Raw genomic sequence first — 24019 nt, 5'->3', positions numbered from 1 at the left:
TTATACCTCGCGAAGCTGGGCGCGCGTCACGCCGTCGCCCGATGCGGATTCGGGTTCGGCGTCCGCTTCGAAATACGACGGGTCGAGAAACGGCAGCGTCCGTGCCCGCATCCGCGCCTGGAACAGCGCGACGACCGGCCACGGGCGCATCGCCATTGCCATGCTCCTGACGTTGCGCTCGTCTTCCCAGCAGATGACGTTGGCTACTTCCAACGGCAGCCCGCCGACCTCGCCGGTCCACAGGCTCAGCGTCGTCGCACCTGCCGACAGACGCGGCCCGCTCGCCCGCCATAGACCGCGATCGAATGGCCGCACACGCGCTCGACATCGGCGCGCCCGCGTATCGGCTTGCAGGCCACCGGGCTGGTCAGAAACATCTCGTCGGTAATGCCGAACGGCAGCTTGGCATCCAGCACTTCGTCGTCGGGAATCGGCGGCAACGCGGTGTTGACCTCGGCGGGCAATACCCACGCATCGACGTCGACCAGATCCCGGCTCGCGTCATACAGCGCGCGCCGGACCGGCGCCGGAAACGAGCCGAGGAAAATGTCGACCTCGATGCGCGTGCCGGATCTGCGCGCCACCGTCACGCCGCGAATCTGGCGGTCCTCGAAGCGGCCGTGCCATTCGCGCCCGCCGATGTCCGCGCCACGCCACGCGTGTTGCGGCTCGATCGCGGCAAAGACGCCCGCGGCGGCCGCTGCGAGTTGCTCGACCCGCTCGCGACCGAGGATTTCGCCGAACATCATCGGATGATGCAAGGCGACCTCGTCCGGCGCCGACATCCCGAGTTCCTGCAGCAACTCGCCCACATAGAGCGTCCGTCCCGGCTCGTTCATCGTCGCGCCCGCCTCTGCCGTCATCGTGGTTTGTTCGGGTGCGCCCGGCAGGCGCGCCGTTGCCGCGGCCGTCATACCGTCGCTCGAATGGATGCGCGCGCACCCATTCGCTCCAGGATCCGTCGTGCGGCGAATGCCGGCCGGTCGAGCTGGATGTCGATCATCGGCGCCGTGGGGCTCCAGTTCGCCTGCAGGCTCTCCGCGACGTCCTTGTCCTCCATCACGGTCGCGAACACCTCCTTCGCGGTGAACTCGGTAAACCGCTCGTTGTCGACGTCGAAGTCGCGGTGCATGCCCACGAACACGTGGGTGGTGGTGTCGGTGGCGGGCGTGAAGATCGTCGTCGTATAGACGTGGAAGATCCGGCCGCTGGCATCGTCGCAGGCGTGCGCTCGCGTTTCGACCCGCGTGTTGCCGATGGGCCAGTAGAGCACTTCCTGGAAGCGATCGATGTAGTCGAGCTTCAGGATATGGGTATAGAGCGGCGGCGTCTTCTCGCGGCGCAAGTAGCGGCGCACGCGGACTTCGTCCTCGCCGATCACGATTTCAGGCGGCGTCTCGACGATGTCGAGCGAGCCGAGCGTCTTCGCGTGCACGAACGCGGCGTGCGAAATATCGAGGATGTTGTCGATCCCGAACAGGTAGCTGCACGCGATCGTGCAATAGCTCATCGTTCCGGCGAGCTCGGGCGCCGAGCAGACCCAATGGTTCGGAATCGCTGCCTCGTCGGCCTGCTCGGGGTCGCCCGTCCACAGCCAGATGAAGCCGTATTTCTCGACGGCGGGGAACGCGCGCACGCGCGCGCCCTTCGGGATCGTGCTCTGGCTCGGAATGCCGACGCACGCGCCCGAGCAGTCGTACCTGAGCCCGTGGTACCAGCACTGGAGTTCGTCGCCGACCACGCGCCCGCGGGACAACGGAACCTGTCGGTGCGGGCATCGATCCTCGAGCGCGACGACCTGGTCCGCCAGGGTTCGATACATGACGACCTTATGGTTCAGGATCGTCCGGGCAAAGGGCTCGCGCTGGACTTCCGCGGAGAGTGCTGCTGCATACCACGCATTCTCGATAAACATGATTCCTCTCTTTGCTACATGGGCGACGTGGCGGCACACCCGACCCGCGTGCGGGTCGGTGTGCGGCTTGCGGATCGTTGCTACTTGCGCATGACGGCGATCAACGCATCGGCGTCCGGCGCGTCCATCGATGCCGCCTCGCGGTCGAGATGCCCCTGCGCCATCCGCTCGAGGAATTCGTCGGTCGACGACTGCAGATTGACGCAGGGATACTGGAAACGGCCCGTCGTATACCGAAGCGCGCCGAAGAAGGACGGCTCGACCGGCGCGCGTGCCGCGGCGAGCAGCCCCTGCGACATCAGATACTTGTGGAGCGCCGGCAGCCGGTAGCACGGCACAGCCGGATACTGATGGTGTTCGAGATGGAAGTTGCTGCCGAAGAACAGCGCGGTGTAGATCGGCGACGTATAGCTGCGGCTGTCGCGATAACGCCCCGGCACGGTATCCGTGTGCTCGATGTACGCGCGGATGGTGCTGAACACGTAGACGCCGATATACGGAATCAGCATGACCGTGAAGCCGAGCCACAACGACCGATGCCAGATGAACCCGTAGGCCGTCACCGCACCCAGGTTCAGTGCAATGTTGATCCGCGAGATCCAGCGCATTTCGCGCTCGCTGAACGGCAGCCGCGTGTTCTCCGGCCACGGAAGGCCAGCGGCCATGCGTACGGCGTTCTTCGTATAGATCCGTACGCCCCGGGAGCGCGCGAGAAAGAAGCGCGACCAGAAGGTGCGGTACTGCGAATAGATCTGGACATCGGGGTCGATGTCCTGACCGGTGTAGCGATGGTGCTTCCAGTGAGTCATGCTGAAACCCACGATCAGGAAGCCCGGCACCAGCGACGAGCAGATGAGCGCCAGCGCGGCGCTCACGTACTTGTTGCGATGCAGGTTGGTGTGCATGCCCTCGTGGCCGACGAAGGTCAGCAGATGCATGCCGTGGCCCGCGATCACGCCGAGGACGAGCGCCATCGCCACACGGGCCGGCGCCGACGCCGGGATATCGACGACGGCGAACGCCACCGCAGCCGGAATCAGGAAGAATGCGAGCGCGTGCGCCACATAGAGGATCGTCGCGACGGAGCTGATCTGGTGGAAGTGTCGCGGCAGCTTGAGCCGCGAAAATGCAGCATTGCCGTCCAACGTGGCTTCGATGGTCATGGAATGGCTCCTCGGCTTACTCGACATGGGACCGGTGACGGGCAGAACTGCCCCGCCACGGCTTGCATACGCGTGATCGAAACGACCACGCGCCGTCGTTCCGTGCGCTCATATCGACGCTCTCGCGCAAACGTCGCGATCGCCACCGGCGGCCACCGGCGCGAGATCGTCCGACTCGCACGCCTGCGCCCACCTTGCGTGCGCCTCGTCCGCGAGACGCTGGCGCAACGCCATCTCGGCGCGGATCGCCTCGCCTCGCGTCGACATGTCGATCAGCGGCTGAATGACGCCGGTTTCGCCGCCGGCAATGGCCTCGTCCGCCCATTTCTTGATATCGCTGGGATCGAACACCGCAAACGGCGAACATCGGCGATTCTGCGAAGCCAGCAAGCGCGCCTGCAGCACCGGGTCGGCCGTCAGCTTGCCGAACAGGATCCGGCTGAGCGGATTGTTGTGGCCGAGTGCGCCGCGGCCGCGCGAGTATTCGAACAGGTCGATCGACGTCGCGTCGCGCTGGCGCCAGTAGCATTCCAGCGCGCGGTCGTCGTCCTCGACGATGGCCTGGCCGAGTGCGCGCGCATCGCGAAGTGCGTCGGTGATGCCGAATCCGGGGGACGGATCCATGAACAGGCCCGCGTCGCCCACCAATGCCCAGCCGGGTCCGGCAGCCTGACGGAAGAAGAAGCGCAGCTTCAATGCGCCGAGCACCTTGCTCACCGGCTCACCGGTAATCAGCGGCGCCGTATGGCGGTTGCCCTTCAGCGTTTCGGTCAGCTTCTCGAGCGCGCGGCCCTTCCACTGCGGCAACTGCGTTTTCGGGAACGCCACCCCGATCAGCAGAAGATCGCGGTTGGTCGGAAACACGAAGACGATGTCGTCGCCGAACGTGCAGTTCATCGCCCCGCCCAGATAGCGCGGATCCGTGTCGAACCAGTCGGGACGCGGCCAGTACGCCCAGTACATCGCGCGCGGGCAGTCATAGCCGTGGTACTCCTCCGCGCCGACCAGCTCGGCCGTCGTCGAGTGCGGGCCGTCCGCGCCCACCACGATCCGCGCGCGGATCTCCTCGCGCACGCCGTCATGTTCGACCACGGCGCCCGTCACGCGCTCGCCGTCGCGCAACAGGCCGACCAGCCGGGTCCGGGCCCGCACCTCGGCCCCCGACGCGCGGGCCTCCTCCAGCAACAGGGCATCGAGATCCATGCGGCGCGGGCACGAGCAGCGCCCGCCGACCGGGTACTCGACGCGGCCCGTCACGTCGTCGTTTCCGTACATCATGCTGGGCACCGGGGGCGCGAAGCGGCGCACCTTGTCGCCGAGCTCGAGCTCGTCCAGCAACGCCATGCCGTAGGGAGAAATCCAGTGGGTGGACAACGGTTGATCGCTCGGCAGATGGTTCGCATCGATCGCCAGCACGCGCTTGCCGGCGCGCGCCAGATGAATCGCGAGCGTGGCGCCCGCACAGCGGGCGCCTATGATGAGGGTGTCTAGCACGGAAAATTCCCTTTGGATAACGACCGGAGTCCGAATTGCACGGGACGCAACCTCGCCGTCGCCGGCGCCATCGGTCAGATGGAGAGCCGGCGAACGGCGGCGCAGCGCCGAATGATTACGGTTTGACGTACTGACGAAATCAGCGGTACTGCGGGACCCGCGTGCCCATCGCTCAATGCGCCTCTGCGGACCGATCCGACGGATATCGCCTGAACAGCACCGACGCGTTCACGCCTCCGAACCCGAACCCGTTGGACAGCGCGATCTCGACCGGCACGTGCCGCGCGGCAGGCCCGATCAGATCCAGCCCGTCGGCTGCCGGGTCGGGGTGCTCGAGATTCAGCGTGCCGGGCAGCACGCCATCGCGCAGAGCCAGAATGGAGAACGCCGCTTCGATGGCGCCCGCCGCTCCGAGCAGATGCCCGGTGGCCGACTTGGTCGACGAAATCGCCGGGCCGGCGCCCACACCGAACACCGTCTTCAGCGCCTCGATCTCGCCGGCGTCGCCGACCGGCGTCGACGTCGCATGGGCGTTGACGTAGTCGACCTGCTCCGGAGCGACGTCGCCCATCCGCAGGGCCAGCTTCATCGCCCGCATCGCGCCGGATCCGTCGTCGGGTCCGGCGGTCATGTGATAAGCGTCGGCCGTGGTGCCGTAGCCGATGATTTCCGCGATCGGCCGGGCGCCGCGCGCCAGGGCATGATCCAGCGACTCGACCACCACCATGGCGGCGCCCTCGCCCATGACGAATCCGTCACGATCGCGATCGAACGGACGCGACGCCCGCACCGGCTCCTCGCTGAAGCCGGTCGACAGCGCGCGAGCCGCCGCGAAGCCCCCGAGGCTGACCTTGTCGAACGCCGCTTCGGCGCCGCCGGCGAGGACGACATCCGCCTCGCCGGTCCTGATCATGCGCATCGCATCGCCGATCGCCTGCACACTCGCGGCACAGGCCGTCACGGGACAGCCGAGCGGCCCGCGGAACCGGTGCTTGATCGAAATCTGGCCGGCTGCCAGGTTGGACAGGAAGAACGGAATGGTGAACGGCGACAAGCGCCGCACGCCGCGCGTCTCGCCGATTCTCACCGCCTCCGCCAGGCCGGGAAATCCGCCGATGCCCGAGGCCACGACGGTAGCGGTCCGCTCGCGCTGCTGCTCCGCTTCCGGCGCCCATCCTGCTTCGGCGAGCGCCTCGTCCGCGGCGACCATCGCCATCTGGATGAAGCGGTCCATCTTCCGCAGTTCCTTGTGCGGCACCGAGCGCTCGGGATCGAAGCCGCCTTCCGGATCTTCGGCCACGTCCTGGACGGTCCCGCCGACCTTGGCGGACAGCTCACCGGCGATATCGTCGCCGAGGCGGCGAAGCCCGGAGCCCCCGCCGATCAGGCGCTGCCACACCAATTCCTTCCCACAACCCAGTGGAGACACAATGCCAATACCGGTTACCACCACTCGAAGCGTCATCTCACATTCCTCTCGCTGACCGGGACTAGCCGAGCCACATCGTTAAAGCCGTTCATCTTCAGGCACACCTGTTGAAATACCGTATTGCGCGCGCCGCGCCGGGCCGCGCCGCCGGGCGGCGGCGCACGCGAACCTTCACGGCGCGCATCGCCCGCTCATACCGATTGCTCGAGCGCGCGCGACGCATCCGGCCTGCGCAACGTCTTGGGCGGCACGCCGCCGACGCGCTCCAGCCCGTCGAGGTTCAGCGCCGCACGCGTCTGTTCGTCGATCTCGATCCAGAACGGCAAGGTCGGCTTGCCTTCGATCATCTGGGGCGGTGCGGCGCGGTGCACATTGACGCCCATGCGCTTCAGGAGCCGTTCGTTGCCGAGCACGGAGAACGCAATGAGGCGATTGGCGCCATGGGCGTGCGCGACGCGAACGATTTCGGACATCATGGCTCGCGTGTTTTGCCACGACTCTTCGGCGGTCAACGACTCGCCGCGCGGCATGCTCATCGCGAAGCGGGACAGTTCCCACACGTCGGGGGCATGGGGAAGCGCGGCGTCGCCCATCAAGGTCGGGAACACGTCGCCGAGCAAATAAGGCTCGTCGGTCGGCAGCAAGCGGCCGCAACCGACGATTTCGCCATTGCGATCGCGGGCGATGACGTAAAGGGTATCCGCGTGATCGAAATTGTCGAATTCGATGCCATTATCGGTAGGCAAAGTCCATCCGAGTTCTTGTATGAAGACCTTATGCCGATACTTTGCGAGTTGATACATCGTTTCGCGATTCAAATCAGCGCTTCTTCCCGACAATAACGTCAGCATCTGAATGCCCTCTCTCATCTCAGAATTGTTGACGCGATTGAACCCGAAATTGCAGCGGCAAAATAGCTGCCCGAATGGACAGGTCGTACGTCGCAGACGCGATGGATCGCGCCGATTACGACGAAACGCGGTGCCGGGATAGCGAATTCAGGATTAACGGACGATCGTTCGAAAATCAGCGAAACGGAGCGCCGAAGCAGAGCGTGGGATCGGAAATTGGGGGCCGGGTATCTCGGGCGCCGCATCACGGCATCGATGATTGCGATCGCGATCGAATCGGCGCCGCGCCGCTCAGGAAACTCGGACCCGAGATTTCCGTTTCACGGCACGCGCGGTTCAACGGATAAACCCGTGGCTTTTTGATGAAATAATCATCGGGATCGAACAAAAAATCAGTGATCGGCGACGACGGCCGATTCAAGTGCGCGTTGCCGCGCCCCCGAACATAGCCAGTTCTGGATTAATGCCCGGCTGTATTGCGCGCCATAATCGTCGCCGTCCGTATCGAGAAGCATTACGTTGCTGCTGACGTCGCCTCGCCCGACCTGCACGTCGGGCTGGCCCACCGCCACGTACCACGCGCAGCCGACGCTTGCGCTCGGCTGCGTGTCGGTGCAGACCAGCTCGTAGTAGCCGGCATTGACGGCGCTGATCCCCTCGCCCCAAAGATCATGCAGGAGTTCCGAATCGGGTTGACACATATGCTGACGGAAACGCAACGCGTAAAATGCGGGCAAAGTCAATCGTATGTATCCATCGTTCCATTTTTTTTGCATATCGGTTATCTCGACGTGACACCTGTTAAAATCGCTTCCGAATAGGCCGGCAAGATTCACGGTGGTCGGCCAGACGAGGGCTATTGCAACGCTCGTAGCGCGCCCGCGTTGTGATTCTTGATGCCGGTTCGATCGCGCGCATGTGATTCAGGATTATTGCAGATCGTCTGATGAATGACATCGCATTATCAGCCCGTGAAAAGGGGGCACGCCTGCGTGAAATTGAGCGTTTCGAGCGTCTCATCGTCAGTGCGGATGCTCCGCGAAATCCGTCGTCAAGCAAAAAATATCACCGGCGCCATGCTTTCTGCCTGATACCCGGAAAATTCAACCCCACCCTGGAATATCGTTTAATAAGAATCGACCGATGTGTCGACTACACGATATAGCTGCCTCATGGGTAAGATTGACCGAAAAGGTAATGATATGCAGGCTTGGAGAGAAAAGTATCTGAATGGATTCGCCACCGCAAAATCCGAGGCCGACGTGTTTCTGGAGTTTTCGGCGGATGTGCGGGCGCTCGGATTCGACCACTGTTCATTCGGTCTGCGCATACCGTTGCCGATCAGCAAGCCGCAGTTCATGCTGCAGTCCAACTATCCGCAGACGTGGGTCGAACGCTATGTGAGCCAGAACTATTTCGCCGTGGACCCGACGGTCCGGCACGGGTTGAGCCGGATGAGCCCGCTGATCTGGCGCGCCGACAGCCAGACGCAGTGCGTCCAGTTTTGGGAGGAGGCGGACCAACACGGCCTGCGGCACGGCTGGTGCATGCCGTCCGTCAGCCGCACCGGCGCGATCGGGCTCATCACGATGGTCCGGTCCGGCGAACCGATCGAGGAACGCGAGCTCGCGGAAAAGGGATACCAGATGTCATGGCTCGCCAACACGGCCAACTATGCGATGAGCATGCATCTGCTCCAGCGGCTCGTGCCCGAATACACCGTCGAGCTGACCGTACGCGAGCGCGAGGCGCTGCAATGGTCCGCTGCGGGGAAAACCTACGCGGAGATCGGCAAGATCATGCATGTCGACGACCGCACCGTCAAATTCCACCTCGTCAATGCGATGCGCAAGCTGAACGCGGCCAACAAGACCGAAGCCGCGGTCAAGGCCACCATGCTAGGGCTTTTGTTCTGACGATTCGATTCATCGAGCCTCGGCCGGCGTTCGGCACACCGGCCTCATGGCTCAAGGTCACGCAACCGTCCGGGCGGACATTCGCAGCCGCCCTCGATTACCTAGGTAATTGACACCTATCGACCTAGGTAATTGGCGTCCCTACCATGGTTTTCGGCGCGAACCCAAGCGCCACACCTAGAGAGGACACGACCATGACCACCCAGGACGTCGATACCCGCACGCTACGGCGTGTGATCGCCGCAGCGTCGATCGGCAATTTCGTCGAATGGTTCGATTTCGCCGCCTACGGCTTCCTCGCGACGATCCTGACGCGCGAGTTTTTCCCGAGCGGCGATCCGACGATCGGGCTGCTGAAGACGTTCGCCGTGTTTGCGGTGGCGTTCGCGTTCCGTCCGCTCGGCGGCCTGGTGTTCGGCGTGATCGGCGACCGGATCGGCCGCAAGCGCACGCTCGCGCTGACGATCCTGATGATGGCCGGGTCGACGACGCTGATCGGCCTGCTGCCCACTTACGCGAGCATCGGCTACTGGGCGCCGCTGCTGCTCACGATCATTCGCTGCGTGCAGGGCTTTTCGGCCGGCGGCGAATATGCGGGTGCGTGCGCGTACGTGATGGAACACGCGCCGCGCCGCCGCCGCGCGTTCTTCGGCAGCTTCGTGCCGGTCTCGACGTTCTCGTCGTTCGCGTGCGCGGCCGTGGTCGCGTATCTGCTCGAATCGTCGCTGTCGTCGCAGGCGATGATCGACTGGGGCTGGCGCGTGCCGTTCCTCATCGCGGCGCCGGTCGGGTTGATCGGCGTCTATCTGCGCGTGAACCTGAACGAAACGCCTGCGTTCCAGGCGCTCGAGGGCAAGCACGACGTCGCGCATGCGCCGCTGATGGAAACGCTGCGCTCGCAATCGTGGAACATCCTGAAGCTCGGTGCGTTCGTGTCGGTCACCGCGCTGTCGTTCTATACGTTCACGACGTACTTCTCGACCTACCTCCAGGTCGCCGGCCACCTGTCGCGCGGCACGTCGCTGCTCGTGACGGTGCTTGCGCTGTTCTTCGCCGCGGCACTGTGTCCGGTCGCCGGCTTCTTCTCCGACCTCGTCGGCCGCCGCGCGACGATCGCGACCACCGGCCTGTTCATCATCGTGTCGGTGTATCCGGCGTTCTCGCTCGGCGGCTCGGGCGTGTTGTCGCAATCGCTGCTCGGCGTCGCTCTGCTGGCCATCGGCGCGGTGTTCTCCGGCGTGGTGACGGCACCGCTGATGTCCGAAGTGTTCGCGACGAAGACCCGCTATACGGCCTCCGCGATCACCTACAACCTCGCCTACACGATCTTCGGCGGCACCGCGCCGCTCGTCGCGACGTGGCTGATCTCCGCGACCGGCACCAACCTGTCGCCCGCGTACTACCTGATCGCCGTGGCGATCTTCGCGATGATCGGCGGGCTGGCGCTGCCGGAAACGTCGAAGACGGCGCTCGAGGACGCCGGCCCGGCGACGGGCCGAGCGGCCCGCAACGCCGAGCGCAGCGTCGAAGGCGCCGTGTGAGCGGCGGGCGGATATCATGAACGGTCTTCACGATTCCGCCCTTGTCACCGCTCGCCCGGTTCGAACGTCGTTCGGGCCGGGCGACGGGATGCCGACCATGACCGACACGATGCCCAGCCTCGACTACGAAGATCTCTTCAGGCACCTGCCCGTCGCGGCGATCGTGGCGAAAGAGCGGATCATGGTCGAGTGCAACGAGAAGGCGCTGCAACTGTTCAGGGCGACCCGCGACGACATCATCGACCAGTCGTTCGCGAAGCTCTATCCGCAACAGAAGGACTTCGCGACGACCGGCCGCCGCCTTGCGCCGCTGCTCGCGAAGCATGCCGGCTTCAGCGACGACCGCATCATGCGGCGGGTCGACGGCAGTCATTTCTGGGTCACCGTCCGCGGCTTCGGATACAACCCGAAGCGGCCGTTCGAGCTGGCCGTGTGGACCTTCACCGATCTGTCGGAAAACTCCAAGCATCCCGATGTCACCGGCACGCTGACCGATCGCGAGCGCGACGTCGCGGCGCTGCTGGTGCATGGCCTGACGAGCAAGGAAATCGGCAAGGAGCTGAGCATCAGCCCGCGCACCGTCGATATTCATCGTGCGAGTTTGTTGAGGAAGTATGAGGTGCGCACGACGCATGACCTGATTGCGTGCTTGCTGGCTTGAGCGTCCCGCCCGGTCCCCACTGCGCGCTGCACGGCCGCCGCGGACGAAAAAAAGCCCGGCAAAGCCGGGCCAATCAGATCGAGATCCGAGGAGAACCCCGCCCGGACCACGCCAGGCGGGCGCGCCGCACTACACGACGTTCTTTTCGACGATCGGCCGGTTTTCCAGCACACGCTCCCAGCCGAGCGACGACAGGTCGAGCGTTTCGTACCGCCCGCCCAGAATCAGTTCACTCACGCCACGCCCCGTGGCAGGCCCCTGCTGCAGCCCGTGCCCGCTATACCCGTTCGCGAACACGACGTTGTCGAGCTCGGGGTGATACCCGATGATCGCGTTGTGGTCGAACACGTTGTACTCGTAGTACCCGGACCAGCAATTCTCCACGCGCAGCGCCTCGAACTCCGGCACGCGGTTCGCGAGCGTCGGCCAGATCACCTCGTCGAACAGATCGTGATCGACCTCGTCGAGCGGCAGATCGTCGGGATCGCGATCCGGGCTCGGCGACGTCCCGCAGATATACGTGCGCCCTTCCGGCCGGAAATACACGCCGGTCGGATCGATCAGCAGCGGGCAATCGGCGAGCTTCGCCGGCGACGACACGTTGAAGATGCTGCGGCGCCGCGCATACACCGGAATGTCGATGCCCATCATCGACGACAGCGTGCGCGTCCACGCGCCGGCCGCATTGACGAGCGTGTCGCATGCATGGCGCTCGCCGTCGTTCGTCACCACGTGCGTGATCTTGCGGCCATCGCGCACGACGCCGGTCACGTCGGCCGCCACATAGCGCGCGCCGAGCGCCTGCGCCTTCTTGCGCAGCGCCTGCACGAGCCCGTAGCCGTCGAACCATCCTTCGCCGCTCGCGCCGTAAGCGCCCGACACGAGATCGTCGACGTTCAGCCACGGGAACTTCGCACGCAGCGCGTCGCGGTCCAGCAGATGGATATCGGCGCCGAGCCTCGTCTGCAGCGCGTGGTTTTCGCGCAGCGTCGCATCGCCGGCCGGCGTCGCGAGGAACAGGTAACCGCCTTCATGCAGATCGATCGACGGCTGCGTTCCGTCGACTTCGAGCCGTTCGCCGATATTGCGCAGGAACGCGATGCCGAACAGCGACATCTCGATCGACAGCGGCGTCGAGAACTGCTGGCGGATCGACGCGGCCGACAGCGCCGACGACGACTTCGCATAGGTGGGATCGCGCTCGATGACGGTCACGGAAACCGTCGGATCGGTGGCGCGCAGGAAATAGGCGATCGAGCTGCCGATCACACCACCGCCGACGATGACGACTTGAGAACTCACGACTGACTCCAGTTGCACATGAAAGGCGCGGCCAGCCGGCCGCGCCCGAAGGTTGTTCGTGCCGCGTCGCGCGTATCGTGCGCGCCCGATCGTTGCGGCTATTTCAGCACGTCACGCCGCGCCGCGAAAGAGCGCGTGCGGCGCTCAATCGGCCGTCTGCGTGGTGACCGGCTGCCACGCGGCGTTCTTCACTTCATACAGCGTCGAGCTCGGGTTCTTCAGGTCGCCCGTGGTCGTGAACGCGATCGTGCCGGTGATGCCGTCGTAGCGCGTGCTCTTGAGCGCGCCGTTGAAGTCGGCCGGCTTCGCCGAATTCGCCTTCTGCATCGCATTGATCGCGATCCAGGTCGCGTCGTAGGCGAACGGCGCATAGGCGAGCATGTCGACGCCGTACTTCTGCCTGAACTTCGTCTCGAACTGCTTGCCCTTCGCGAGCCGTGCGAGCGGCTGCCCGTACTCCCACACGGCCGCGCCTTCGGCCGCATTGCCGGCGAGCCTGATGAAGTTGGCGTTCATCACGCCGCCGCCCGCGAGGAACTGCGCACGCACGCCGAGCTGGCGCATCCGCTTGACCAGCATCGCGGACTGCGCATCGAGCCCGCCGAAGAACACGAGGTCCGCGTTCGCACTCTTGATCTTGGTGAGCTGCGCGCTGAAGTCGACGGCCTTGTCGTTCGTGAATTCGCGCGCGACGATCGTGCCGCCCGCCGCCTTCACCGCCTTCTCGAACTCGTCGGCTTCGCCCTGACCGAACGCAGTGCGGTCGTCGATGATCGCGATGCGCTTCGCCTTGGTCACGCCCGCCGCATACGCGCCGGCATTGCCGGCGTTCTGCGCGTCGGTGGCGATCACGCGATACACGGTGCCGAGCCTGGCGCGCGTGATGTCGGGATTGGTGGCCGACGGCGTGATCATCGGAATGCCGGCCTTCGCGTAGATCTTCGAAGCCGGCAGCGTCGTGCCCGAATTGAAATGGCCGATCACGACCGCGACCTGCGCGTCGGTCAGCTGCTGCGCCGCCTGGACGCCGATGCGCGGATCGCTCTGGTCGTCCTGCGACGCGACGACGAACTTCACCGGCTTGCCGCCGAGTGTCGGCCGCGCCGCGTTCGCCTCGTCGACGGCCATCCGCACGCCGTTCTCGATGTCCTTGCCGTAGGCGGCGCCGCTGCCGGTCAGCGGCACGGCCACGCCGACCTTGACGACCGCTTCCTGCGCGTGAGCCGCGCCGGTCTGGAACGCGAGAAGCGCGGCGGCCAGCGCCATGCCGGAAAGCGAGCGAGTGCGGAACGTCATCGGCGAATCCTTTCTTTTATGGGTCGGGGCACGGTGCGCGGCTATCGCGCGCGCAACAGGTGAGCCGATTGTGGGTAGCCAATACGCGTGCCGCAAACGAAATATCGGAACTACGTTGTGAGGAATTGTCATCACCCGACGGTATGGCCGACGACGCGCCGGCCCGCGCATGGACGGGCCGGCAACGAAGTACGTCGGGTCGAACGCGCGCCGGTACGGTGGCAAGCCGCGGCGCGCGGTGATGCCGTGGAAGAATCATCACCGGCCGAGGGGCGATGAGGCGCGCCGCGACGCTGCCGCCGGCGCAGCGCTCAGTGCCGGTCGATATGCGTATCGATGCCCGTATGCCTGCGCACCGCGTCGGCCGCCTCGCCAGCTTGCTCCTGGAGCTTCCCGGCCCGCTGTTCGGCGACGCCCTCCGCTTCCGTCTCGCGGTCGCCGGTCACCTTGCCGAGCGCTTCCTTGACCGAACCCTTCACCTGTTTGAGCTTGCCTTCGATGCGATTTCTATCCATGGTCGTCTCCTGCGATGAGTTGAGGGAGAGTCGGCCGCACGGCCAGCGCGCCGTGCCGCCGAGGGGACAGGATCGCAGCCGCGCGCAATGCGCGGCAGATGCGGATGCATCATCGTGGCTGGTGCATTCGCACCGATCGCATACGGGACGGCGTCAGTCGCCGCCCTTGTCGGTGCGCGCGACGTTCGGATCGGCCGCGCCGACGACGCCGCGCTCGCGCGCCCATACGATGGCCTCGCCGCGGCTGTGCACGTCGAGTTTCGCGTAGATCGTCGCGACGTGATTGCGGACCGTGTTCGGCGCGAGGCCGAGGCGGCCGGCGATCTCCTTGTCGGCGAGGCCCTGACACAGCAGATCGAACACGTCGCGCTCGCGCGCGGTGAGATCCGACAGCTGCGGCCCCGCGTCCGGCGCATTCGCGCGCCGCACGTTCGCGAGCTTCTCGATCAGTGTGCGGCTGAACCACGACGCATCCTGCATCGCCGTCTCGATCGCATAGACGAGCTCCATCTCGGTGCGCTTGCGGTCGCTGATGTCGAGCAGCGCGATCAGCACGCAGTCCTGGCCGTGAATCGCGACCGGGTCGGCCGACACCACGCAATCGCGCAGGTCGCCTTCGCGCGTGCGGATCTGCACGTCCGCGTTGCGCACGCCGCCGTCGCGCGCGAGCTGGCCGTCGAGCTGCTCGCGCGCGCCGCGCTCGGCCCACAGGCCAATTTCGTCGGCGGACTTGCCGAGCAGGTCGTCGCGCGGATGGCCGGTCATCGCGACGAAGGCGTCGTTCACGTCGAGCAGCACGAAGCCGTCGGCCGTGACGATCGCGGTAGCCACCGGCGCCATCCGGAACGCCTTCGCGAAGCGCTCCTCGCTCTGCCGCAGCGCAAGCTCGGCCTGCCGGCGCGGCTCGAGGTCCATGAAGGTGAACAGCATGCATGCTTCGCCGTTCATGTCGATCGGCTGCCCGGCAACGACGACCGCATTCGGGCTGCCGTCCGCGCGTTTGACCACGGCCTCCATCTGCGGAATGGTCGCGCGCTCGGCGAGCCGCTCGATCGCCAGTTCGCGCCGCTCGGCCTGTTCGAGCACGTCCACTTCATAGACGGAGCGGCCGAGCACTTCGTCGCGGGCGTAGCCCGTCATGTCGAGAAAGCCCTGATTGACCTTCACATAGCGCAGATCGTCGAGCCGGCAGATCGCGGCCGGCGCGGGGTTCGTGTTGAAGGTGCGCTCGAAGCGGTCCTCGGCGCTCGCCCATTCGGTTGCGTCGTGCAACACGAGCGCGAGGCAATCGGGCTCGCCGGCCGCATTCGTCAACACGAGGCTGCGGATCCGGTGGACCCAGCTCACGTTCGCGTCGGCGGCCGATTCGACTTCGACGGTCACGTCGCTGAACTGCTCGCCCGCGATCACGCGGTCCATCGGATAGTGGCCGTGACGCACCGGACGATTGTTCCGGTAGCGCAGCCGGAAGCGCGCGCGATACTCGGTGACGTCCGCGCCCAGCTCGGCGAGCTCGGTCACGCCGTGCATCGCGAGCGCGGCCTCGTTCGCCCACACGATGCGCTGGTCCGGTTCGATGAGGATCACGCCCTCGGTGAGCCCCGCGATGATCTGATGTAGTTGGCGCCGATCGGTATGCGACTTGAGCGCCTGTTCGTTCACTCGTTCGTCCATTGATTGATGATCCACGTCGTCTGCATGGTTGCCGGCCGCGTCGCGCCCGCGCGGGCATGCGCCGGGCCGGTGGATGCCGCGAGGAGCCGGCGCCGTCGCTACGCTCGACGCGCGCCGATGCACCCCGCGCAATAGTACATTCGCGCCGCGCCGCCGCTGCGTGCGCGAGCGCGCCACGCGCGCGCAGCCGCGCTGCGCCGCGTGCGGCGGGCGCTTGCGCAGGTACGAAGCACGCGTCGTTCCTGCCCCGCCGTTCCGTCCCCATGCAAACGCACTAGCGCATCCGGTGAATTTGCGCGATGTGCGCGTGCGTTCTCGTCGGTACGCTGGTAACACATCGGCGCTCCCGCGCTGCCCAGCAACACCGCAGAGGAGGACATCCTGATGAAGCTGCATCAGACACCCGATCCGACGCGGCCCGAACCGGCCCCGGACAATCCGCCCGAACCGGCGCCGGGCATCGACCCGCCGGTGCCGTTGCCGCCCGACGTGCCGCGCCCGGACATGCCACCGCGCGAGCCCGGCTACGACACGCCGATCGCACGTTGACGGCGAGCCGTCGCGCGATCCCTATCGACCGTACGACCGCAGCATTTTTTCAACCATAAGATCGAAGGAGAACATCGATGAACAAGACCTCGCATCTCTCGACCGTCCTCGCGATCAGCGCGTCCTTCCTGCTCTGCGCTGCGCCGCTCACGCATGCCCAGACCCAGGCGTCGTCGACCGACAGCAGCATGACCAGCGAGTCGAATCAGCCGGTGACCGACACGTGGATCACCACCAAGGTGAAGAGCGAACTCGCCACCACCGACGGTGTGAAGAGCACCGACATCAGCGTGAAGACCGTCGACGGCGTCGTCACGCTGACCGGCGTACTGCCGACCCGCACCGCAGTGAAGAAGGCCGTCGCCGTCACGCGTTCGATCAAGGGCGTGAAGCACGTCGACGCGGCGGGACTGAAACCGAAGGCGTGAACCGTTGCGCGCCCGAGCGCCGCACTTTTTTCCCCTAACTCGAGGAGCAAATGATGAACGAAGACAAGATCAAGGGCCAATGGAAGCAGCTCACTGGCAAGGTCAAGGCGAAGTGGGGCAAGCTGACCGATGACGACCTGGCCGTCGCCGAAGGCAACCGCGACTATCTGGTCGGCAAGATCCAGGAGCGTTACGGGATCGCCCGCGACGAAGCCGAGCGACAACTGAAGGACTTCGATAGCGGGCTGTAACGAACCGGTCGTCATACCCCGCCGCGACGCGCTGCGCGTCGCGGCCACGTGGAGGACAACGACATGGGCAAGTACCTGATTGCATGGCTGCTCGGCGTGCCGCTGGGCGTGCTGGTGCTGTTCTACCTCGTCATGCACCTGTTCTGACCGATTGCGCAGTCCATTCAACGCCAACGGGCCGGCGGCTGTCCTCAGCCGCCGGCCCGTTCTTCGATGAGTAGCGCGCTTATGCCTGCTTCGCCGCGTTCGCCGTCATCTTGAAGATGCCCTGCGCGTTGCCCGCATCGAAACGCAGGTCGGTCACCCAGCGGCGCGTCGCCTGGTCGAACGTGCGACGGCGCGTGATGAACTCGTAGAACGAGCCCGGCACGTTGCGCTTGACCGTGCCGCCGTCGCGCGTGCGGAACTCGCGCTCGACGACGTCCGCGCGGTAGGCCGTCTGGAACACGCGGCCCGAGCGCGAACGCTCGACTTCCGGCTTCATCGGCCGGCCCTTCGCCTTCTCGTCATCGGACAGCTTGAACACGTCGGCCACGCGGTCGGTCGCATGGTTGAACGCGTTGCCCTCGGTCGCGATCCAGGCCATCTCGGCGGATTCGAGCAGCAGCGTGTCGTAGTCGAGCTCGCTCGGCACATCGTGCTGGCGCGCGAACGCGCCGACGATCTCGGGCAGCAGCGCGTGCGCCGCATCGATCGGCAGCCAGCCTTCGCGCTCGATCTCCCACAGCAGCGCGACGGCCGCCGGCGACAGCGGATCGCGCGACGAGCTCACCACGTTCGTCACCGCCTGCTGGAATTCCTTCGAGAAACGCTCCGGATGCAATTCGCTGACGAAGAACTGGGCGATCTCGTCGGGCGCGTCTTCGTGCGCATAGGCGCGGCCGGTCATGCCTAGCTTGTCGAGCTGATAGCGGCCGTTCAGCCGGAAGCCGAGCGGACGCAGGATGCGCGCGAACGCCGCCTCGCCCGGCGGCAGCGCGCCCGTATGCGGCCAGCGCACCGTGCGCAGCGCGCCATGATCGAAGTAGACCGAGCCGCCGCCCTCGACCGCGTCGGCCGTGTACGCGCGCCCGTTCGCTGAACGCTCGAGCAGCCCTTCGAACAGCGCCATGTTCATCGCCTGCGCGATTTCCGCGCGCGTGACGACGTCGGTTTCCCATTCTTCGAGGATGGACGGCATGTTCAACGTCGCGAACAGGGCGTCGGTCTTTGCCTGTCCCAGCAGCCGGGTCAGCAGGCTTTCGATATTCGGATTACGCATCGGGTTTCTCGGTTCGGGGCATCGCCGGCAAACGCGCCGGCCACTCGGCGGCCAGGCGCCCCACTGGCGCGCCTGGCCTTGCGTGGGATGCATTATTCAAAGGCTTGCAGCCGCCCGTAAAGCGAGATTAAATTGAGATGTGATGAGTTTTTGGAATCAGTCGGCGTTCTCGCCGCTGTGGGCCGCCCCTGCGGCCCCGTTCGTCGGACACAACGAGCATCATGCGCAAATTCAAGATTCCCAACATGGGGGCGCTCGTGGCTTTCGAAGCCGCAGCGCGCCACGAGAGCTTCACGCACGCGGCGAAAGAGCTGTTCCTCACCGAAAGCGCGGTATCGCGGCAGATCGCGACGCTCGAAGCGAGCCTCGGCGTGCGGCTGTTCGCGCGCGTGAAGCAGCGCGTGGTGCTCACGCGCGCCGGCAAGCTGTACGGCACGCAGGTGCGGCGTGCGCTCGAAGCGCTCGATCGCGACACGCTGTCGATCATCGCGCACGGCAGCGGCGGCGGCTACCTGGAGCTCGCGGTGCTGCCGACCTTCGCGTCGCACTGGCTGATTCCGCGCATCAAGAGCTTCTACGACCACACGCCTGACGTGCGCGTCAACATGGGCAGCCGCACCGATCTGTTCTCGTTCGAGGACACACATTTCGAAGCGGCGATCCACTACGGCAAGCCGACCTGGCCCGGCACGTCGTCCGACTACCTGTTCGGCGAAGAAGTCGTGCCGATCTGCGCGCCCGCGCTGCTCGAGCGCCCGGTCGAACGCGTGGAGGATCTGCTCGCCTATCCGCTGCTGCACTCGACGACGCGCCCCGGCGCGTGGGCGCAGTGGTTCGAGACGCACGGCGTCGAGGACATCCGCACGATGCAGGGCGTGCGCTACGAGCTGCATACGATGCTGATCAGCGCGGCGGCGGCCGGGCTCGGGATCGCGCTGGTGCCGAAGTTCTTCGTCGAGCAGCAGTTGCAGCAGCTCGGGCTCGTCGTGCCGTGCGACGCCGCGACGGTCGGCGATTCCGCGTACTACCTCGTGTATCCGACGGAGTTCAGTCACAGCAAGCCGCTCGAGTCGTTCCGCGCGTGGTTGCTGGAGCAGGCGAGCGCGTATGCGGCGCCCGGGCGCGACGCGCTCGGCGACGCGGAGGATGACGAAGACGTGGCGTGACGGCGCCGTGGCGCGGCAGGATCCGGTGCGCGCCGGGCGGGCAACCCCGCCCCGGCGCTCCGGGCAGCCGATCTTGCTTCGGCAACGCGACGGACCTTGCTTCGCTCGTTGACTTCGTGTGTTTTCTCTCAGGTTCCGGGCATTTTTGCTTCGTCGCGTCGGGCCATTATCCGCCCAAAGCGGCCGAAGTGAAACGTTTGCGCATGCGGCGAACGCGCAATTCCGCGGATTCCGAAACATTCCTACAAAGCGCTTACGCTCGAGACGCCTGCGTTCTGCACTGGTTGCAATCGGCGCGGCATTCGCTTTTAATGGAACTGGTTCCAATCCGCGTTTCGGTGGTCGATCTGCATGACGCCTCGTCGTGCGCGCGTCATGATGGCGGTTCAGGATCGCCTCCATTCGGCCCAGGATTGCGCATCGCTCCCGTCCTTCCGGACACCTGTCAAACGAGACCGTCATGCCCGACTCCGCTTCGCTGCAGCAGCTGTTTCCCGCTCATCAGGACATTCCCGCCGAGTTCCGTCTCGCCGCGCCGATCCATCAGCGCGTATCGTTGGTCGACGGCGAACTGCGCGCGTGGGACGGCGCGACCAAGACCGTGCTGTCGCCCGTGTGCGTGCGCGAAGCCGACGGCAGCGTCGCGCAGCTGGAGATCGGCAGCTATCCGGTGATGGGCGAGACGGAAAGCGACGCGGCGCTCGACGCCGCGGTGCGCGCGTACGATTCGGGCCGCGGCGAATGGCCGACGATGAAGGTCGAGCAGCGCATCGCATGCATGCAGGACTTCATCCGGCGGATGGTCGCGCAGCGCGAGCGGGTCGTGAACCTGATCATGTGGGAGATCGGCAAGAGCCTTGCCGATTCGCAGAAGGAGTTCGATCGCACCGTCACCTACATGACGCAGACGATCGATGCGCTGAAGGAGCTCGACAACGCGAACTCGCGTTTCGTGATCGCCGAAGGCACGATCGGGCAGATTCGCCGCACGCCGCTCGGCGTCGTGCTGTGCATGGGCCCGTACAACTATCCGTTGAATGAGACCTTCGCGACGTTGATCCCCGCGCTGCTGATGGGCAACACCGTCGTGTTCAAGCCGCCTCAGTACGGCACGCTGCTGTTCGAGCCGCTGCTCGACGCGTTCCGCGCCGCGTTTCCGAAAGGCGTGATCAACACCATCTACGCGCCGGGCGCGGTCGTCGTGCCGCACATGCTGGCCTCGGGCAAGATCAACGTGCTTGCGCTGATCGGTTCGAGCAAGGTCGCCGATCACCTGAAGAAGCAGCATCCGAAGTCGCACCGGCTGCGCGCGATTCTGGGCCTCGATGCGAAGAACGCGGCGATCGTGCTGCCCGATGCCGACCTCGACCTCACCGTCAAGGAATGCCTGCTCGGCGCGCTGTCGTTCAACGGGCAGCGCTGCACAGCGCTGAAGATGCTGCTCGTGCATCGGTCGATCGTCGACGAATTCCTGAAGCGTTTCACCGCCGCGCTCGAGCAGTTGAAGATCGGCATGCCGTGGGAGAAAGGCGTCGGCATCACGCCGCTGCCGGGCATGCATCGCACCGCGTACATGACCGACGCGATCGACGACGCGAAGGCGAAGGGCGCGCAGGTCGTCAATGCGTCGGGCGGCGAATTCAGCAAGACGCTGTTCTATCCGGCCGTCGTGTATCCGGTGTCGGAAGGGATGAAGCTGTATCGCGAAGAGCAGTTCGGGCCGATCATTCCGGTCGCACCGTTCGACGACGTGGAGACCGCGCTCGACTACGTGACGACGTCGGAGCATGGCCAGCAGGTGAGCATTTTCGGTTCCGATCCGGCGCAGATCGGCGCGCTCGTCGACCCGCTCGTGAACCAGGTGTGCCGCGTGAACATCAATTGCCAGTGTCAGCGCGGGCCGGACGTGTTCCCGTTCGCGGGGCGCAAGGACTCCGCGGAAGGCACGCTGTCGGTGACCGATGCGCTGCGTGCGTTCTCGATCCGCTCGATGGTCGCGGCCAAGCAGACCGACGGCAGCAAGCAATTGCTCGACTCGATCGTGTCGGATCACCACTCGAAGTTCATCAACACGGGCTTCATTTTCTGACGCGCGGTTGGAGTGGTGCGGCGGGCGCTCGCGCGTGGGACGTGCGCGGCGCGAGCGCTACCGCGAGATGCCCGTCGGGCGCTGGAGTACGCCTGCCAGGGTTGCCGGTCTACGAAGCCAGCACGACGCCCGTAGTCAGCGCGGCAAGCCCCGCGTACCAACATTGAATCAACACGCGCCCCGCACGCTCGCGCCGCGCGTACGCCCACAGATAGAACGGCACGAACATTCCCACGATTCCCTTGACAGGGTTGGTGAGAAAAACATGAATCCCGATTCCGATCTGCGAAAGAATGATCGACGCCAAGCCGACAATGATCAGAATCGATCCCAGTGAATGCGTCATCGCACGTCTTCTCCAGTGAAGAACGCCCGCTTGCGCGGGCGTGGTTGCAAGCACTAGCAGCAATACGCGGTCACTTGGCAGTATCAGGCTGATCGGACTTCAGAACCGTCAGCTTCGATTCTTTCACGCCGGTTTGTCCGGTGACGTCGTCGACGAGTTGGAGCTTGTTGCGGGCGTACATGACGCCCATCTTGACCTCCTGCCATACGTAATAAATCTTCCCTGCGACCGTATCCACGTCCAGCGTCGAGTCGTTTTCAGCCATCGACACCAATTGATGGTGACCGGGGTCGACCTCGCTATACAGGTAAGTCCTCGCGCCCGTCGTGCCGAGAATCTTCCCGTCGAGCGTCACCGGCATCTTGACGGCCCCGCCCATGCTCTCGTTTCGATACACGTAAATCGCGGCCTTATCGTGCGGAGCGTTGAAGGTCTTCAGCTCGGCATCGCGCTGCGGATCCCCCATCGGTACCGACGCACAACCGGCCAGAATCGACAGTGAAACGCCGATCGCGAACAATTTCTTCAATTTCATTTTTAATGGTCCTCGTTTTTTGACAGCTAACCCCGAATCATTTTTATGCGCTGGTCGATCCATGCGTATGCCGGCTACCGCTCAATGCCTGTTGGCGTTTGCGACGCATTATGCACGACATCTTTTTAAAGCCGTCTTTACGTCCACCGCGCCTTATTGAAGGACGCGTTTGCCGTACACCCATTCGATACTGCCGTAAGGCGCAATCCCATCGAGGATACGCAGCCTGCTGCGCGCGGCGTCGGCATCGCCTTTGACGAACTTCGCATAAGCGCCGAGATAGAACTGCTCTTCGGCTTCCGCCTCCTGGCGCTCCTCGCCGGACAACCCGGCATTGACGATCGAAAGCGCCTTCAGCGCGTCCTCGCCCTGCCATATGCGCAACAAGACTCCGTATTGGTTCTTGTCGTTCGCGGCGTAGTAAGTCGCGTCCCGTTCGAGCCGCGGATTCGCCAACGCGGGATCATGGGCACGAGCCATGATGTAGCGGTAGACCAGCGCACGGTACGCATAGAAGCTCGGCCCTTCCAGCGGAGCCTCGGCATCGGCCAATGTATCGATTGCCGCCTTCCATTGCTGCAACTGAATATGCGCGAAAGTGGCCGTGACGAATCCTTCGGTATAGGTACCCAGTACACCGACGCGTGCAAGTTGTGGGTTGCGCGCCGCGAACTCGCGCGTCTTTTCTATTTCCGGAGCCAGAACCGAGAGCGCCTGCTGCGGATCGTTCAGCGAGAACAATATGCCGGCTTTCGTGGCGATCAAATCCTTGCTTTTGGCGGGATCGGCCAATTGCAACGCCTCGTTGATTCGCGCAAGTGCTGCGTCGGATTCGCCGAGGGAATCGAGCGCGGCGGCCTCGTCCTGCAACGCCAACGCCTTGTCGAATGCCGAATTTGCAGCCGCCTCGTGTATCCGAGCAGCCGCAAGCGCCTGCTCGTGCTTCGCCCGGAGCGGATTACCGCCCATCGAAGCTCTGAGATCTCGCAGTGAGCAATGAAGCGGACGCCCCACGGAAACCGGATGGTCGCGGACCGTAATATCCGTCATGCTCTGCGAACAGCTCTGCGTGCCATCGAACGCAAAATTGACGTGATACACGTGCCCCTTTTCCGGCACCAAAGCGGTGACGAACGGTCCGCACGAATCCGAACGGCGGTCCATATCGTCGCCGTAGAGACCCTTGACCTGGATTTGTACGCCGGGCTTCACGTTTACCGCGCGCGACGTCTCGGTTCTGAGGACAGCCTTGTTGAGCTTCTCGGTCAAGCTCGCAATCGACGGCAGTAGTGCTCCCCGCCCGCTATCGAAGACGGCTCCGACCGATTGGAATCCGGTGCATGCCTGATCCGACGTGCTTGTCGAAAAGCCCACCGCCATGGGCATGCCGCTCGTCGTAAAGACGATTCTTGCACCATCCTTCGGAGCGTCAGCGGCGAGGTTCGTCGGTATAGAAGTATTTCTGCCTTCCTGCACCGCGGTCCTGCGTGATGCTGCGTGCTTGGTCGCACACCCCGTGATCAAGAGAATTGACGCTAATGCCGCGCAAACGGATCGCGTCAAGGTTGTTTTGGTCGTTCGCATGAGTTTGGTTTGGTGATTTATGTCTGAATTTCGATTCACCCCATGTGCGAGTC

The 24019-nt window shown here is 64.8% G+C and carries 25 protein-coding genes; 9 read left to right on the top strand and 16 right to left on the bottom strand.

Annotation, left to right across the window (positions count from 1 at the left end; translation table 11 throughout):
- From EX20_RS33025 to EX20_RS22960, 8 genes are all read right to left on the bottom strand, one after another.
- Entirely contained in the window at positions 1 to 213 is a 213-nt protein-coding gene (locus EX20_RS33025) for a hypothetical protein (RefSeq protein WP_231572285.1), read from the bottom strand.
- 32 nt (positions 214 to 245) lie between these two features.
- On the bottom strand, positions 246 to 914 hold the full coding sequence (locus EX20_RS22990; RefSeq protein WP_231572284.1) for a hypothetical protein: 669 nt from the start codon (positions 912 to 914) through the stop codon (positions 246 to 248).
- Entirely contained in the window at positions 911 to 1915 is a 1005-nt protein-coding gene (locus EX20_RS22985) for an aromatic ring-hydroxylating dioxygenase subunit alpha (protein ID WP_014724439.1), read from the bottom strand. Before EX20_RS22985 ends, EX20_RS22990 begins: the two co-directional genes overlap by 4 nt.
- A gap of 80 nt (positions 1916 to 1995) precedes the next feature.
- Positions 1996 to 3078 carry a fatty acid desaturase family protein gene (locus tag EX20_RS22980; RefSeq protein WP_011881342.1) on the bottom strand — a complete coding sequence of 361 codons (1083 nt, stop codon included), beginning with the start codon at positions 3076 to 3078 and terminating at the stop codon, positions 1996 to 1998.
- Between the two features lie 108 nt (positions 3079 to 3186).
- Entirely contained in the window at positions 3187 to 4572 is a 1386-nt protein-coding gene (locus EX20_RS22975) for an NAD(P)/FAD-dependent oxidoreductase (protein WP_034194880.1), read from the bottom strand.
- Between the two features lie 172 nt (positions 4573 to 4744).
- Positions 4745 to 6037, bottom strand: coding sequence for a beta-ketoacyl-ACP synthase II (fabF, locus tag EX20_RS22970; protein ID WP_011881340.1), 1293 nt, complete (start codon positions 6035 to 6037; stop codon positions 4745 to 4747).
- A gap of 155 nt (positions 6038 to 6192) precedes the next feature.
- Positions 6193 to 6852, bottom strand: coding sequence for an acyl-homoserine-lactone synthase (locus tag EX20_RS22965; protein ID WP_011881339.1), 660 nt, complete (start codon positions 6850 to 6852; stop codon positions 6193 to 6195).
- Between the two features lie 392 nt (positions 6853 to 7244).
- Positions 7245 to 7628: a DUF4902 domain-containing protein gene (locus EX20_RS22960; protein ID WP_034194879.1), complete on the bottom strand. Its 384-nt coding sequence runs from the start codon at positions 7626 to 7628 to the stop codon at positions 7245 to 7247.
- Positions 7629 to 7798: 170 nt separating this feature from the next.
- Between EX20_RS22960 and EX20_RS32220 the strand changes: the two genes are divergently transcribed.
- The 4 genes from EX20_RS32220 (at position 7799) to EX20_RS22945 (ending at position 10970) form a co-directional block, all read left to right on the top strand.
- Positions 7799 to 8017, top strand: coding sequence for a hypothetical protein (locus EX20_RS32220; RefSeq protein WP_124259904.1), 219 nt, complete (start codon positions 7799 to 7801; stop codon positions 8015 to 8017).
- Between the two features lie 7 nt (positions 8018 to 8024).
- Positions 8025 to 8768: a helix-turn-helix transcriptional regulator gene (locus EX20_RS22955; RefSeq protein ID WP_224383353.1), complete on the top strand. Its 744-nt coding sequence runs from the start codon at positions 8025 to 8027 to the stop codon at positions 8766 to 8768.
- Between the two features lie 194 nt (positions 8769 to 8962).
- Positions 8963 to 10309, top strand: a complete 1347-nt coding sequence (locus tag EX20_RS22950; RefSeq protein WP_034194878.1) for an MFS transporter — start codon at positions 8963 to 8965, stop codon at positions 10307 to 10309.
- 88 nt (positions 10310 to 10397) lie between these two features.
- Positions 10398 to 10970 carry a PAS and helix-turn-helix domain-containing protein gene (locus tag EX20_RS22945; RefSeq protein WP_034194877.1) on the top strand — a complete coding sequence of 191 codons (573 nt, stop codon included), beginning with the start codon at positions 10398 to 10400 and terminating at the stop codon, positions 10968 to 10970.
- A gap of 129 nt (positions 10971 to 11099) precedes the next feature.
- Here the strand turns inward: EX20_RS22945 and EX20_RS22940 are convergent, their stop codons facing one another.
- The 4 genes from EX20_RS22940 to EX20_RS22925 form a co-directional block, all read right to left on the bottom strand.
- A complete protein-coding gene (locus tag EX20_RS22940; protein WP_014724430.1) occupies positions 11100 to 12272 on the bottom strand; it encodes an NAD(P)/FAD-dependent oxidoreductase in 1173 nt (390 codons plus the stop codon).
- Positions 12273 to 12416: 144 nt separating this feature from the next.
- A complete protein-coding gene (locus EX20_RS22935; protein WP_034194876.1) occupies positions 12417 to 13568 on the bottom strand; it encodes a branched-chain amino acid ABC transporter substrate-binding protein in 1152 nt (383 codons plus the stop codon).
- Between the two features lie 311 nt (positions 13569 to 13879).
- Positions 13880 to 14083 carry a CsbD family protein gene (locus tag EX20_RS22930; protein ID WP_034194875.1) on the bottom strand — a complete coding sequence of 68 codons (204 nt, stop codon included), beginning with the start codon at positions 14081 to 14083 and terminating at the stop codon, positions 13880 to 13882.
- A 153-nt stretch (positions 14084 to 14236) separates the two neighbouring features.
- The gene (locus EX20_RS22925; RefSeq protein WP_014724427.1) at positions 14237 to 15757 is read right to left on the bottom strand and encodes a helix-turn-helix transcriptional regulator; all 1521 of its coding nucleotides are present in this window, start codon (positions 15755 to 15757) and stop codon (positions 14237 to 14239) included.
- 384 nt (positions 15758 to 16141) lie between these two features.
- Here EX20_RS22925 and EX20_RS32605 point away from each other — a divergent pair, with 384 nt between their 5' ends.
- From EX20_RS32605 to EX20_RS22915, 3 genes are all read left to right on the top strand, one after another.
- The gene (locus EX20_RS32605) at positions 16142 to 16306 is read left to right on the top strand and encodes a hypothetical protein (RefSeq protein ID WP_165927435.1); all 165 of its coding nucleotides are present in this window, start codon (positions 16142 to 16144) and stop codon (positions 16304 to 16306) included.
- 77 nt (positions 16307 to 16383) lie between these two features.
- Positions 16384 to 16734, top strand: a complete 351-nt coding sequence (locus EX20_RS22920) for a BON domain-containing protein (protein ID WP_034194874.1) — start codon at positions 16384 to 16386, stop codon at positions 16732 to 16734.
- A 53-nt stretch (positions 16735 to 16787) separates the two neighbouring features.
- Positions 16788 to 16985, top strand: a complete 198-nt coding sequence (locus EX20_RS22915) for a CsbD family protein (protein WP_014724426.1) — start codon at positions 16788 to 16790, stop codon at positions 16983 to 16985.
- A 226-nt stretch (positions 16986 to 17211) separates the two neighbouring features.
- Here the strand turns inward: EX20_RS22915 and EX20_RS22910 are convergent, their stop codons facing one another.
- Positions 17212 to 18246 (bottom strand): DUF1338 domain-containing protein, encoded by a 1035-nt coding sequence (locus EX20_RS22910; protein WP_034194873.1) that lies wholly within the window; start codon positions 18244 to 18246, stop codon positions 17212 to 17214.
- Positions 18247 to 18467: 221 nt separating this feature from the next.
- Between EX20_RS22910 and EX20_RS22905 the strand changes: the two genes are divergently transcribed.
- Both EX20_RS22905 and EX20_RS22900 read left to right on the top strand, forming a co-directional pair.
- Positions 18468 to 19412 (top strand): LysR family transcriptional regulator, encoded by a 945-nt coding sequence (locus tag EX20_RS22905; protein ID WP_034194872.1) that lies wholly within the window; start codon positions 18468 to 18470, stop codon positions 19410 to 19412.
- A 460-nt stretch (positions 19413 to 19872) separates the two neighbouring features.
- A complete protein-coding gene (locus EX20_RS22900) occupies positions 19873 to 21501 on the top strand; it encodes an NADP-dependent glyceraldehyde-3-phosphate dehydrogenase (protein ID WP_034194871.1) in 1629 nt (542 codons plus the stop codon).
- 109 nt (positions 21502 to 21610) lie between these two features.
- Here the strand turns inward: EX20_RS22900 and EX20_RS22895 are convergent, their stop codons facing one another.
- The 3 genes from EX20_RS22895 to EX20_RS22885 all read right to left on the bottom strand — a co-directional run bounded on the left by EX20_RS22895 (position 21611) and on the right by EX20_RS22885 (position 23651).
- Positions 21611 to 21847 (bottom strand): hypothetical protein, encoded by a 237-nt coding sequence (locus EX20_RS22895; protein ID WP_034194870.1) that lies wholly within the window; start codon positions 21845 to 21847, stop codon positions 21611 to 21613.
- A gap of 70 nt (positions 21848 to 21917) precedes the next feature.
- The gene (locus EX20_RS22890) at positions 21918 to 22382 is read right to left on the bottom strand and encodes a DUF2846 domain-containing protein (protein ID WP_014724421.1); all 465 of its coding nucleotides are present in this window, start codon (positions 22380 to 22382) and stop codon (positions 21918 to 21920) included.
- Between the two features lie 153 nt (positions 22383 to 22535).
- Positions 22536 to 23651 (bottom strand): hypothetical protein, encoded by a 1116-nt coding sequence (locus EX20_RS22885; protein WP_060715424.1) that lies wholly within the window; start codon positions 23649 to 23651, stop codon positions 22536 to 22538.
- Between the last annotated feature and the right edge of the window lie 368 nt (positions 23652 to 24019).

Origin of the sequence: Burkholderia sp. WP42 (assembly GCF_000745665.1) — a bacterium.
GTDB classification, from domain to species: domain Bacteria; phylum Pseudomonadota; class Gammaproteobacteria; order Burkholderiales; family Burkholderiaceae; genus Burkholderia; species Burkholderia vietnamiensis.
Note: the sequence above shows the minus strand (reverse complement) of the source record. Positions and strands in the feature narration are given on the sequence as shown.

What these genes read in the sequence shown, in the direction of transcription:
- EX20_RS22990 (WP_231572284.1), bottom strand. Translation starts at nt 914, where the DNA reads ATGACGGCCGCGGCAACGGCGCGCCTGCCGGGCGCACCCGAACAAACC.
- EX20_RS22985 (WP_014724439.1), bottom strand. Translation starts at nt 1,915, where the DNA reads ATGTTTATCGAGAATGCGTGGTATGCAGCAGCACTCTCCGCGGAAGTC.
- EX20_RS22980 (WP_011881342.1), bottom strand. Translation starts at nt 3,078, where the DNA reads ATGACCATCGAAGCCACGTTGGACGGCAATGCTGCATTTTCGCGGCTC.
- fabF (WP_011881340.1), bottom strand. Translation starts at nt 6,037, where the DNA reads ATGACGCTTCGAGTGGTGGTAACCGGTATTGGCATTGTGTCTCCACTG.
- EX20_RS22965 (WP_011881339.1), bottom strand. Translation starts at nt 6,852, where the DNA reads ATGCTGACGTTATTGTCGGGAAGAAGCGCTGATTTGAATCGCGAAACG.
- EX20_RS22960 (WP_034194879.1), bottom strand. Translation starts at nt 7,628, where the DNA reads ATGCAAAAAAAATGGAACGATGGATACATACGATTGACTTTGCCCGCA.
- EX20_RS32220 (WP_124259904.1), top strand. Translation starts at nt 7,799, where the DNA reads ATGAATGACATCGCATTATCAGCCCGTGAAAAGGGGGCACGCCTGCGT.
- EX20_RS22955 (WP_224383353.1), top strand. Translation starts at nt 8,025, where the DNA reads ATGGGTAAGATTGACCGAAAAGGTAATGATATGCAGGCTTGGAGAGAA.
- EX20_RS22950 (WP_034194878.1), top strand. Translation starts at nt 8,963, where the DNA reads ATGACCACCCAGGACGTCGATACCCGCACGCTACGGCGTGTGATCGCC.
- EX20_RS22945 (WP_034194877.1), top strand. Translation starts at nt 10,398, where the DNA reads ATGCCGACCATGACCGACACGATGCCCAGCCTCGACTACGAAGATCTC.
- EX20_RS22935 (WP_034194876.1), bottom strand. Translation starts at nt 13,568, where the DNA reads ATGACGTTCCGCACTCGCTCGCTTTCCGGCATGGCGCTGGCCGCCGCG.
- EX20_RS22930 (WP_034194875.1), bottom strand. Translation starts at nt 14,083, where the DNA reads ATGGATAGAAATCGCATCGAAGGCAAGCTCAAACAGGTGAAGGGTTCG.
- EX20_RS22925 (WP_014724427.1), bottom strand. Translation starts at nt 15,757, where the DNA reads ATGGACGAACGAGTGAACGAACAGGCGCTCAAGTCGCATACCGATCGG.
- EX20_RS32605 (WP_165927435.1), top strand. Translation starts at nt 16,142, where the DNA reads ATGAAGCTGCATCAGACACCCGATCCGACGCGGCCCGAACCGGCCCCG.
- EX20_RS22920 (WP_034194874.1), top strand. Translation starts at nt 16,384, where the DNA reads ATGAACAAGACCTCGCATCTCTCGACCGTCCTCGCGATCAGCGCGTCC.
- EX20_RS22915 (WP_014724426.1), top strand. Translation starts at nt 16,788, where the DNA reads ATGAACGAAGACAAGATCAAGGGCCAATGGAAGCAGCTCACTGGCAAG.
- EX20_RS22910 (WP_034194873.1), bottom strand. Translation starts at nt 18,246, where the DNA reads ATGCGTAATCCGAATATCGAAAGCCTGCTGACCCGGCTGCTGGGACAG.
- EX20_RS22905 (WP_034194872.1), top strand. Translation starts at nt 18,468, where the DNA reads ATGCGCAAATTCAAGATTCCCAACATGGGGGCGCTCGTGGCTTTCGAA.
- EX20_RS22900 (WP_034194871.1), top strand. Translation starts at nt 19,873, where the DNA reads ATGCCCGACTCCGCTTCGCTGCAGCAGCTGTTTCCCGCTCATCAGGAC.
- EX20_RS22895 (WP_034194870.1), bottom strand. Translation starts at nt 21,847, where the DNA reads ATGACGCATTCACTGGGATCGATTCTGATCATTGTCGGCTTGGCGTCG.
- EX20_RS22890 (WP_014724421.1), bottom strand. Translation starts at nt 22,382, where the DNA reads ATGAAATTGAAGAAATTGTTCGCGATCGGCGTTTCACTGTCGATTCTG.